This window comes from Algoriphagus boritolerans DSM 17298 = JCM 18970 (assembly GCF_900108085.1).
Classification (GTDB): domain Bacteria; phylum Bacteroidota; class Bacteroidia; order Cytophagales; family Cyclobacteriaceae; genus Algoriphagus; species Algoriphagus boritolerans.
Window position 1 is genome coordinate 493,202 of record NZ_FNVR01000001.1, and the last position, 11,386, is coordinate 504,587.

An 11,386-nucleotide genomic window follows, 5' to 3' on the forward strand; every position below is an offset into this window, starting at 1 on the left:
CAAATTATAAACAGATGAAATCGAGCATGACGAAGATCGTCACACACTGGGATGATTATAAACCATGCGAGATTCCATCTGACCTTTGAAAAACAAATTATAAACAGATGAAGGAATGGATTTGAAACAGGATATTTTGGGAAATCCCATCGGAGCAAATCCTGGGATGGGAGTCCTAAAATTAATCGATAAGCTATGATGAAGATGAGAATAATTACATTGAGTTTTTTTGTTTTTTTGATAGGGATAGGACTCGCCGGCTTTCAGACAGATTATCAGCATTTCTTTCCCGGAAAAGAATGGAAAGATGACAGGGGTGTCCATATCAATGCGCATGGTGGCGGGTTTTTGATCCATGAAGATACTTATTATTGGTTTGGGGAGCATAAAATCGCAGGTAAAGAAGGTAACAAAGCCCATGTAGGTGTGCGGGTCTATTCCTCCAAAGATCTCTACAACTGGAAAAATGAAGGTATCGCGCTAGAGGTTCATGAAGACCCGAATTCTCTTCTAGTCCAAGGCTGTGTGATCGAACGACCCAAGGTCATTTACAATGAGAAGACCCGGAAATTTGTCATGTGGTTTCATCATGAATTGAAGGGCCAAGGTTATGATGCTGCTTTGACCGGAGTAGCGGTAAGTGATCAGGTCACCGGTCCCTATACCTACATTAAAAGTGTCAATCCACATGCAGGTATATGGCCGACGAATTATCCGGACAGCCTAAAATCTTGGCCTGTTGATCTTGATCGGTATGAAAGGCCTTCTGAGGAATGGAAAGAAGCGGTGGTCAATGGGATCTTTTTGAGGAGGGATTTTGAAAAAGGTCAAATGGCTCGTGATATGACGCTATTTGTGGATGATGATGGGAAAGCGTATCATTTTCATTCTTCTGAAAACAATCAGACCTTGCATGTGGCCGAGTTGACAGATGACTACACAGACTTCTCCGGTAAGTATACCCGCGTACTCCCGGGACTGCAAAACGAAGCTCCGGCGATTTTCAAAAAGGAGGAAAAATACTACATGTTTTCTTCAGGACTCACGGGCTGGAAACCGAATCCCGGAAAGTCCGCTGTAGCGGATCACCCTCTTGGTCCATGGACTCCCTTGGGTAATCCGACCCGTGGAACGGATGAGGAAATGAAGACGACTTTTTGGTCGCAGAGTACCGCTGTGATTCCTGTGATGGGAAAAGAAGATGCCTTTATTTTCGTAGGGGATCGCTGGACCCCGGAGAATCCCATTGATGGCAAATACATTTTCCTACCGGTAGAATTTGAAAACTCCAAACCCATCATTCACTGGCAAGATCAGTGGGATTTGTCTTTTTTTGATCAAAATGAAAATACAGATGAATAAGGCGATAGGCATATTTTTCTTTCTGATCTCAGGTTTGGTTTTGAGCGCTTTTGCTCAAGATCAAAAGCCCAATATTGTGTTGATTTTAGCGGATGATCTTGGTTTTGCTGATTTGAGCCTAAACGGAAGTTTACAGATCCAGACACCTAATATTGATGCTTTGGCCAAAGAAGGGGTCAATTTCCAGCATGCGTATGTTTCTGCGCCCGTTTGCAGTCCATCCAGGGCTGGGTTGTTGACTGGTATAAACCAAGTGAGGTTTGGATATGATAATAATCTTGGCAACAACCAACCCGGTTTTGATCCTGAATTTGCAGGTCTTTCCGTTGAACAAAAGACACTAGGCGATCGATTAAAGGAGGCAGGATATGTGACCGGATTGATAGGTAAATGGCACCTGGGGACTCGGGATCAATTTCATCCGATCAATCGGGGTTTTGATGAATTTTGGGGATATGTGGGTGGAGGACATCATTATTTCAAATCAGAGGAAAATGGTAAGGGATATTTGGTGCCCATAGAAAGTAATTACAAAACTCCCCAACCAATCACCTACCTCACAGATGACAAGGGAGACGAATGTGTGGATTTTATCAAAAGACATAAGGACGAACCCTTTTTTCTCTTTGCTTCATTCAATGCACCACATTCACCTTTACAAGCGACTGAGGAAGATTTAGGTTTGTTTGAACACATCCAAGATTCCAATAGAAGGACCTATTTGGCCATGGTTCATCGATTGGACCAAAATGTAGGAAAGATTCTGAGAGCACTTCAATCTGAAGGATTGGAAGAAAATACAATTGTGGTTTTTCTCAGTGACAACGGTGGGCCTGTGGACAGCAATGCTTCGCTCAATGCCCCGTTCAATGGGCAAAAGGGAATTTTGCTTGAAGGCGGAATCCGTGTACCATTTATTATGAAATGGAAAGGTTATCTTCCGGAAGGCGAATCTTATCCTCATCCTGTGATTGCACTTGATCTGATGCCGACTTTTTTGGATTTGGCAGGTGTTGCTTCTAAAGCATCCGACCAATTTGATGGGGTGAATTTGATGCCTTATTTGACTAAAAAAAGATCAGATATTCCCCACGAATCATTTAAATGGAGGTTTACTATCAGTGCGGGTATTTTTGAAGACCATTGGAAGCTGATCCAGCTTCCAGACCGATTACCGATGTTGTTCAATCTGCAAAATGACATTTCAGAGCAAAATGATGTGGCATTGGAAAATGTAGAACTTACCAAAAAGCTAATGAAAAAATTGGGAGACTGGAACTTATCACTTCCTCACCCTTTGTTTCTGGAAGGGGCCGAATGGAAGGTAAGACAGCGGGATCTGTATGATAAACGTTACGAAATCAATCAACCTCAAAATAAATAGAAAAAAGACCGAAGATGGATGACCGAAGACGTAAGCCACGGTAATGTGAACACTCTTAAAAAATTAATATGTGTGTTCGGATATCTGCACGTAGCCAAATAATGTATGGCTAGATCACCAGTTTAACGTTACTGTTGTCGGATAGCTATCGGACAGTGGACCGTCGTCTGTGGATGTGTTTCCGCCCGGTTTATACCAAAATTCATTCAACCTGCATCTTTGCTGATACACATAAAATTAATAGGGATATACGGAACTTTGCCAGCAGCTAACTTCGAAGTTCAAATGAACTGGTAAATGCCAATTCTTGGACTTCTTCAGGCTTCCGTCTTCGGTCTCCCAGCCCAAAATCAAGGATATATTCCTCTACCGGCAGAATAGTATATAATCAGAAAAATTAATATTGAACCCATTTAAATACAGAACTATGATGAGAAACTCGAGTTTTATGAATTGTTTGGCATGTTTGGCTGCTATCCTGCTTTGGACCCGCTGCCAGAGTAAAGAAAGTACGAAAGAAACTGAAGCAAAGCTCCCTAATATCGTGGTCATTTACATGGATGACCTTGGATATGGCGAATTGAGTGCTTATGGCGCGACTGAATTGCAGACGCCTAACATGGACAGATTGGCCAATGAAGGGATGAAATTCACCAATGCTTATGCTTCATCGGCAACTTGCACCCCCAGCCGATATGCATTGCTGACGGGTGTTTATCCCTGGAGAAATGAAAACGCCAAGATTTTACCGGGCACAGCTCCGCTTCTGATCGATGTAGATCAAATGACAATTCCAAAAATGCTGAAAACTAAAGGGTATCATACCAGCATTGTTGGAAAATGGCATTTGGGCCTGGGTGACGGTAATGTGGATTGGAACCAAAAAGTTTCTCCCGGTCCGAATGAAGTGGGATTTGATTATTCTTATATCATGGCAGCAACCCAAGATAGGGTGCCAACTGTCTATATTGAAAATGGGCATGTGGTAGGTTTGGAAAAAGATGATCCGATTTTGGTGGATTATGAAAATAATTTTGAAGGTGAACCGACCGGAAAAGACAATCCGGAACTGCTCAAAATGATGTGGCATCATGGGCATAACAACAGCATCGTAAATGGTATCCCTAGGATAGGATTTATGAAAGGTGGAGAAAATGCGAAGTGGATAGATGAAGATATGGCCGATGAATTTTTGGGAAAAGCGCAGGATTATATCAGAGGGAGAAAAAATGAATCAGCTCCGTTTTTCTTGTATTATGCTTTTCAACAACCTCATGTACCGAGAACACCGCACCCCAGATTCGTTGGAGCTTCAGGAATGGGACCTAGAGGAGATGTGATTTTAGAGGCAGATTGGTGTATTGGAGAGTTTATGAAGACTCTGGAAGATGAGGGTTTTCTGGAAAACACGCTGGTGATTTTTTCAAGCGACAATGGACCGGTTTTGAATGATGGATACTATGATGATGCCGTAGAGAAATTGGGAAACTATAAACCTTCGGGACCATTTAGAGGAGGGAAATATAGTCTTTTTGAAGGCGGTACCAGGATATCGTTTGTGACTTATTGGAAAGGAAAAATCAAACCGGGTGTATCGGAGGCTTTGGTCTCTCAATTGGATCTGTTGACTTCATTATCCAAGCTGGTCGGAAGTAATATTGCCACAGAGGATAGTATGGATATGTTGGCCGTCTTGATGGGAGAATCAACCGCCGGAAGGGAAGAAGTGATACTGGAAGCGACTACCAGAACGGCACTGAGAAGTGGAGATTATGTCATGATACCTCCATACGAAGGACCAAAAATCAACCAATTTGTCAATATTGAATTGGGCAACGATAGCGAATATCAATTGTATAACATCAAAGAAGATCCTGGGCAAAATATGAATTTAGCCTCTTCTCAACCCGAAGTCTTGGAAAGATTGGTCAAAAGATTTGAAGAACTAAGAGGTGGTGGATATGATAAAATTGAACAGTTGGAATTGAAATAGTTAATTGGGTTAAGCAAGCCTGAGGTTTTTCCTCAGGTTTTTTTTTGCTTTTAGACTTTCTATTCCTGTGTATTGAATGATTTGCCCGGAGTAAATGGGTTGGTTAAGAGTACTTTAGAGACTGCTGATAAACTTAAAAATGTGGTTTTTTTGGGAGTTTAAGGATAATAAGTGCAAGAAATTATGGCCAAAGCCACCAAAAGACGTGCACCAAACAGGCCTTATTACAGCCCCAACCCACTCACTTTTCAATACCTTGGCTTTGAGCCTTATCCCCGTCATAATCCACGCTGAAGTCTAATACAGACCCGTCACTTTTTGCAACTTACCCTTCCAAATTTCTAAACCCTCCAAAGCTTTGGGGTAAGATTGAACAGGTCAACAACATTTGCCCAAATCGCATATCCATTGTTGTCTCGTTTGATAACAGGGTGATAACTTGTGATCAAGAGTCCTCTTTTAATTAAAATGTCTGAATTTCCCAATAATCTCCATTTTCATACGGATACGACTTCAATCAAATCGGATTCCCCAAGGGATCAATTTTGGCAACAAAGTTGAAATGTTTGGAGCCGTTTTCAGATGACTCTCCTATGGTGAGGGTGCCTTAAATAGGTTTTGAATAAAGCCAGAAACACACTCTTGATCCATGCTGAAATTCAGGTATTTTGGGAAGGTCTGATAATTTCTTTTCGTGGAAAATTCAAAATTCATTGAAAATGTATTCCCATGAGGATCTTTGGCAATTACTTTTCCTTTATAATTTGTTTTTTATAAGTCAGATAGCCTGTCCCGATTTTTCTTCGGGAGAATCTCGCATGGTTTATAATCATCCCAGTGTGTGACGATCTTCGTCATGCTCGATTTCCCCTGTTCTTCTTGGGGAACTGAGAGCCTATTATCGGGCCTTCAAGCCTTCTTATTGGCTATTTGAGGGGCAGGAGGGAGGTCAGTATTCCACTAAGAGCATTCAGAATATTTTTCGGGCAGCCATACAGAAAAGCGGGGCAAATCCCTGGGCGACAGTGCATACGCTGCGGCACAGTTTTGCGACCCATTTATTGCAAAACGGCACCAACCTGCGGATGATTCAGGTTCTTTTGGGCCATTCCAGCAGTAAGACTACAGAGATTTACAGTCATGTGTTGGCAGTTTCCAACAAAAATGTGGTCTCCCCCCCTTGATCAAATCACCGAATTGCTTAATTTGACATCAGAAACAGCCACAAAACTTGCTCCGCACAAAACGGATATACACGACACTGGGGAGAGGAGTTAGATTTATTGGGATGTTAGCTGTGATTTTAACGACCGACACGAACAAACAATGAAGACTGGAACAGAAATAAAATTTAACAAAGTAATTAAGGACGGATTTCACGATGTTTTAAAGCCACTTGGATTTAAAAAGAAGGCTAACAATTTTTATCTACAAAGACAAGAGTTAGGACAAATAATCAATATTCAAAAAAGTTCCTTTTACTCAAAAGACCATATAAACTTTACTATTAACACAGGACTATTTCTTCCTGAACACTGGACAGGCTTGACATACAATGAAGGAAAAGAAATCCCAACCTTTCCAACTGAACCTGAATGCTTAATTAGGAAGCGAATTGGGGAACTCAGAAACCAACACGACACTTGGTATGACATTGACGAGAAGACAGATGAGAATACTTTGATAGTTGAAATGCGGACGAACCTTTCAAAATATATTTTACCCTATTTCGACAGGACGAATACAAAAGAAGACTTTTTAAATCTACTTGATAGCGAGAAATTAATTTTGGCACCTTTGGGTAAACTTATTGTCTATGCTGAATTAAAGCAATTTGAAAAGGCAAAGACAGAGTATTTGACAATTTTGAAGGAAAAAACTAACCCGCATTTTTTAGAAACTGTAAAAGAATACGGACATAAATATGGACTTGACAAATAGAAAAACCACAGCTAACAGCCGTTTTGCAAAAGCGGGGGTTTCGTGCTTCTATGAAAGAGAAGTGCTAAATTCAAGTTTTGTGCATCTAATGAAGTTCAGTGCTAAAAATCCCCGCCTTCGCAAAGCGGCAGACCGTTAGCGGCCATTCCCCCTACTTTAAAAAAGTTGACTTCGTATGCTAACGGGGTAAAGGCCCCTTAACCGTTTTTTGCTAAATTCCACCACTCTCTGCAAGGCCGATTTTAGAACTGTCGCTCCAGATTTATCGGGAAGCACGGGCGTCATTCTGGTTGGGATGCTTGCGATGACCTCAGTGGCGGTCCCGATTTTTCGGGACCCTCCCGATACGCTTCGCTATCGGGACAGGCTGTTCAGAATATTTTCTTGCCAAAAGCACATCCTCGGAGCGTAGTTTAGACACTCTTTTTTATTGAACAGGAATCGATTTCTATGGAAGTCGTCAATCCGCAGGCTGCGGGTATTGACCTCGGAAGTCGTTCCCACTGGGTGGCAGTGGGCCAGTCCGAACCGGACGTTCGGGAGTACGGGGTGTTCAATCAGGACCTGTTTGCCATGGCCGACTGGTTGAAAGAAAAAGGCATCAAAAAGTTCAAAACTGCCAAACACTTCGCTTCCTGGCTCCGACTCGCACCCAACAACAAAGTAAGCGGAGGGAAACTCCTGTCCAGCAAAGTCCCCAAAGGAAGCAACAGACTAAAAATCGCACTCCGAAACGCTGCCAATGCCATCGGAAACCTGAAAGAATCCACGCCGCTAAGAGACTTCTTCCAAAGAATAAGCTCCAGAAAGAGACGAGTTTCAGCCATCAGTGCCACAGCAAGAAAACTTGCAGTCATCATTTGGAACATGGTGGTCAAAGGAACTCCCTACGTCAACCCGGAAGGATACCTATTCCTGGATCAAAAAAGAAAGTTGGGATTAGTTAAACGAATCAAAAAGCATCCCGATATTTATCGGGACGGACTCACCGAAGACGACCTAGGACTCAAAACAGCTGAATTTTAAGGGTTTTGAGTGCCGTTAGTCAGAAGCTTAAAAGACGACAATGAAACAGATAATCTACATATTGACATTCTTAATTTTGACAGGTTGTGGACAAAACAACTCCGAACGGAATTCTAATATAGTTTTAGATAGTATTGCTGACCAAGTTTCGGACACGTCTATTTTAGACAATAATCAACTTGCTGAACAAACCACGATAGACGAAAATCAGAGCGAAGAGTATAGAAAACAATCTTTAAGTGGATTTGAAAAAGCAACATTGTATAAATTGACTGACACGATAACGGCAGACTTTAACGGAGACGGACTTTTAGACAAAGCGATTTATAAAAAGGAAAACGAAACTTCAGGAATAATTATCATACACGGCAAGACAAATGACCAAGTAAAAATAGGTTTTGGAAAACAGTTCGCACATATGACAGACTTTAATTGGGTTGACTATTGGGAACTTTTTGAAGGCACTGAAACGAGTGAAACAACATTTAAGGATGATGGTGACATTTTAGGAAGCAAAAAGGTTAAACTTCAAAATGTATCAATTTTTATAGGCAGACACGAAGAAGGCGGTGGACTAATAACATTCAAAAACGGAAATTATGAATGGATACATCAGGCTGACTAAAGAAAAAAGCCGAACCGCTAACAGGCGTTTGGCTCAATGGCGGGTGACGTGGTTAATTGAACATTCTACCTCGCATCAGCTTTTGTGGTGTATTGACAGTTTTGTGCTCCGAAATCCGCCACTGCGCCAAGCGCCAAAACGTTGGCGGTAAGGTTAGAAAGACCGCTTCACAGAAAAATTAGTTTCCTAATAAAGAAACCTCTATCTTTGAAAAAACGTTTAGCATGTGCAAACACCAAAATTTAAAGTTGATTTTTTAGAAGAAGCCTCGGATTTCCTTGACAGCCTTGAAGAGAAAGTAAGGGATAAAATCATTTACAACATCACAAAGGCAAGGTTTTCAAATGATAAAGACCTTTTCAAAAAACTGACCGAAGAGATATGGGAGTTTAGAACACTGTTTAATAAGACCCATTACAGGCTTTTTGCTTTTTGGGACAAATCAGAGAAGACCGACACTATTGTAATTTCGACTCACGGACTGATTAAGAAAACAGATAAAACTCCTCCAGGTGACTTGGACAAGGCAGAACGTTTGAGAAAAAAATATTTTGAACTTAAAGACAGGAAAAAATGAAAAAGCAAGGATTAAAAACATACAGCTTAGACGAGATTACCGACAAACACATCGGTAAACTTGGGACACCAAAGCGTGAAGCATTTGAGACCGAGTTACGACTTGACTTGCTTGGAGAAGCAATTAGACAAGCACGTCTAGATCGTAATTTGACACAAGAAGAACTTGGACGACTTGTAGGTGTTCAAAAGGCACAAATTTCAAAACTTGAAAACAGCTTGACAGACGCAAGATTTGAGACAATAATAAAAGTATTTAAAGCACTTAACGCAAAGATAAATTTCAATGTGGAGTTGCTTAACCAGACAATAAAACTCGCTTGACGACAGAAAGAAAACCTACTGCCAACACCGCGCAAGCCCAATGCTACGCTTTCGTTTCCAAACTGAAGATTATTGCCTAATTTACAATTCATTTTCAGCCTGGCGCTTGTGGTAAATATCCGCACTGGGCCTGCGCGGAGACCGTTAGGCCATATTTAAAAAAACGCGAATGACAGAACAACATCCATTTGAACCATTTATTCCAGAAGACAGCACAAGACTTATTTTAGGGAGTTTTCCAGGAAAAGAATCAACTCAATCAAAAAGAGAGAATGATTGGTTCTATTGTGCTGCAAGAAATCAATTTTGGAAAATTCTCGAAATTGTTTTCGATAGAGACTTATCAGATAAGAAAAATAAACAAAAACTATTCAAGGACAATAATATTGCAATTACTGATATATTGCTCTCGTGCCAAAGAAGTGAAAACAAAAACTCTGATGAAAACCTGATAAATAAGGAATACAACAAAAAAGTAATCAATGAAATTTTGACAACTAAAAATATCAAACAAATTCTATTTACGGGTAAAGGGGTTCACAAGGAGTTCATTGAGAACTTTGAATTTCCAAAACATTTGGACTTAGTAGTTCTCCCATCTCCATCTCCGGTTTATAGAAGATTGAATTTGCAGGATAAAGCCAAAATTTACAAAGACTATTTTACAAAAGAATGATAACTGACAGCCAAACAAATTTTGTATTCATAGCGGACACTCTTTCAGCCAAATATCCTGAGTTTGCAAAAGAATTTGTATCCAAACTCGAACAAGCAAAAATTCCCTTTGATGTTCTTCCAAAAACAAAGGACGTTTGGGCTGTGGATTACATGCCAATTCAAGTTTCAGAAAATAAGTTCGTAAGGTTCACCTACAAGCCAGACTATTTGATTTCAACGAAAAAATGGTCAAGGACAATTTCAGACGTTGATTCAATTTGTGATTCAATTGGCATTCAAACTATAAAATCAGACATTATCATAGATGGCGGAAATATCTCAAGATGGAATGACAAGGTTTTCATGACAACCAAGGTGTTTACAGAGAACAAAAACATGCCGGAACTTGAACTCATTGAACAACTGAAAAACCTGCTTGATGTAAATGACATTTTTTTCGTTCCAGTCGAGAAGGGAGATTGGCTTGGACACGTTGACGGAATGGCGAGATTTATTGCCAACGACACGGTTTTGATTAATGATTTTAGCAAGGAAGAACAGAAGGACTACATTGACTTTTTGGGAGCTTTACATAATTCAGGACTGAAATGGAAGACCTTTCCTTTTAACCCATATGACAATGAAGATTTTGATGATGCCGCAGGACTTTACCTGAACTATCTTGAATTAGAAAATCATTTAGTTCTACCAATTTTTGGAAAGGGAACAGACAAGAGTGCAATTGAAAAGTCAAAGGAAATTTTCCATGACAAACAAATAATCACAGTCAGGAGCAATGAACCTGCAAAACACACAGGAATCATAAACTGCTTGACATGGAACATAAAAAAATGAAGAAAACATGCCCTAACAGCACCTAAGAAAACATGGGGCGGACAGTGGTTTCCTAAAGGTTTGTTCTCCGAAGCTACTTTCGTTTCGGTGGACAGGAAATCGCTCCGAAAAGCCCCACGTTTCTTAGCTGCGGACCGTTGGCGATCATTGTAATGAACGACACCTCAGAAACCAATGAAGTACATAAAAGTAAAACCTTCCAAAGAATTAGAACCCTATATTCATTTCTATTGGGAACTGAAAGGAAACGAAGTTGAAAGACAATGGGAAAGGGTTTTTCCAGATGGCTGTGCTGGTATTGTAATGAATTTGGGAGGTGCTTGTTTGACGGACAACGGCTCGACTAAAATGGAATTTGGGAAAACGTATGTAGTTGGAGCAATGACTTCATTTAAAGACAGCTTTATTGATAACGACACACATCTAATAGGTGTGTGTTTAAAACCTGCAACTTTTGCAAATTTTTATAGCTATACTTCACAAAATGAGCTGACCAATGACACCGTTGAATTTGAAAAATCTAATTCATTTAATGTCAATGCTGTCCTAAATAATTTTTGATTGTACACTAATATCCTATTTGCACCTTATTAAGGATTGTTTTAAGGGTAATTTGGAAACAGATCCCCCTGTAGGGTTTTCT

13 protein-coding genes are annotated in these 11,386 nt (G+C 40.4%); all 13 read left to right on the forward strand.

The genetic code is table 11. The annotated features are described in order from the left end of the window. The first annotated feature begins 204 nt into the window (after positions 1-204). The 13 genes from C4S61_RS02110 to C4S61_RS02165 all read left to right on the forward strand — a co-directional run bounded on the left by C4S61_RS02110 (position 205) and on the right by C4S61_RS02165 (position 11,304). On the forward strand, positions 205-1,362 hold the full coding sequence (locus tag C4S61_RS02110; protein WP_200820527.1) for a glycoside hydrolase family 43 protein: 1,158 nt from the start codon (positions 205-207) through the stop codon (positions 1,360-1,362). Next, positions 1,355-2,746 carry a sulfatase-like hydrolase/transferase gene (locus tag C4S61_RS02115; RefSeq protein WP_103923123.1) on the forward strand — a complete coding sequence of 464 codons (1,392 nt, stop codon included), beginning with the start codon at positions 1,355-1,357 and terminating at the stop codon, positions 2,744-2,746. The genes C4S61_RS02110 and C4S61_RS02115 overlap by 8 nt, the downstream gene beginning before the upstream one ends. 427 nt (positions 2,747-3,173) lie before the next feature. Next, the gene (locus C4S61_RS02120) at positions 3,174-4,739 is read left to right on the forward strand and encodes a sulfatase family protein (protein WP_235009733.1); all 1,566 of its coding nucleotides are present in this window, start codon (positions 3,174-3,176) and stop codon (positions 4,737-4,739) included. An 887-nt stretch (positions 4,740-5,626) separates the two neighbouring features. After that, complete coding sequence (locus C4S61_RS02125) at positions 5,627-5,923, forward strand: tyrosine-type recombinase/integrase (protein WP_317046036.1); 297 nt, start codon at positions 5,627-5,629, stop codon at positions 5,921-5,923. Positions 5,924-6,065: 142 nt separating this feature from the next. Then, positions 6,066-6,680, forward strand: coding sequence for a DUF4304 domain-containing protein (locus C4S61_RS02130; protein ID WP_103923126.1), 615 nt, complete (start codon positions 6,066-6,068; stop codon positions 6,678-6,680). 208 nt (positions 6,681-6,888) lie between these two features. Then, on the forward strand, positions 6,889-7,092 hold the full coding sequence (locus C4S61_RS21635) for a hypothetical protein (protein ID WP_146064329.1): 204 nt from the start codon (positions 6,889-6,891) through the stop codon (positions 7,090-7,092). 38 nt (positions 7,093-7,130) lie between these two features. Then, positions 7,131-7,706 (forward strand): transposase, encoded by a 576-nt coding sequence (locus tag C4S61_RS02135; protein WP_235009735.1) that lies wholly within the window; start codon positions 7,131-7,133, stop codon positions 7,704-7,706. A 40-nt stretch (positions 7,707-7,746) separates the two neighbouring features. Continuing rightward, a complete protein-coding gene (locus C4S61_RS02140; protein ID WP_103923128.1) occupies positions 7,747-8,331 on the forward strand; it encodes a hypothetical protein in 585 nt (194 codons plus the stop codon). Positions 8,332-8,557: 226 nt separating this feature from the next. Continuing rightward, complete coding sequence (locus C4S61_RS02145; protein ID WP_103923129.1) at positions 8,558-8,908, forward strand: type II toxin-antitoxin system RelE/ParE family toxin; 351 nt, start codon at positions 8,558-8,560, stop codon at positions 8,906-8,908. Further along, complete coding sequence (locus C4S61_RS02150; RefSeq protein ID WP_103923130.1) at positions 8,905-9,231, forward strand: helix-turn-helix domain-containing protein; 327 nt, start codon at positions 8,905-8,907, stop codon at positions 9,229-9,231. Before C4S61_RS02145 ends, C4S61_RS02150 begins: the two co-directional genes overlap by 4 nt. A 169-nt stretch (positions 9,232-9,400) precedes the next feature. Beyond that, a complete protein-coding gene (locus C4S61_RS02155) occupies positions 9,401-9,907 on the forward strand; it encodes a DNA-deoxyinosine glycosylase (protein WP_103923131.1) in 507 nt (168 codons plus the stop codon). Continuing rightward, positions 9,904-10,743, forward strand: coding sequence for an agmatine deiminase family protein (locus C4S61_RS02160; protein WP_103923132.1), 840 nt, complete (start codon positions 9,904-9,906; stop codon positions 10,741-10,743). Before C4S61_RS02155 ends, C4S61_RS02160 begins: the two co-directional genes overlap by 4 nt. Positions 10,744-10,917: 174 nt before the next feature. After that, entirely contained in the window at positions 10,918-11,304 is a 387-nt protein-coding gene (locus tag C4S61_RS02165; RefSeq protein ID WP_235009737.1) for a DUF6597 domain-containing transcriptional factor, read from the forward strand. The last annotated feature ends 82 nt before the right edge of the window (positions 11,305-11,386 follow it).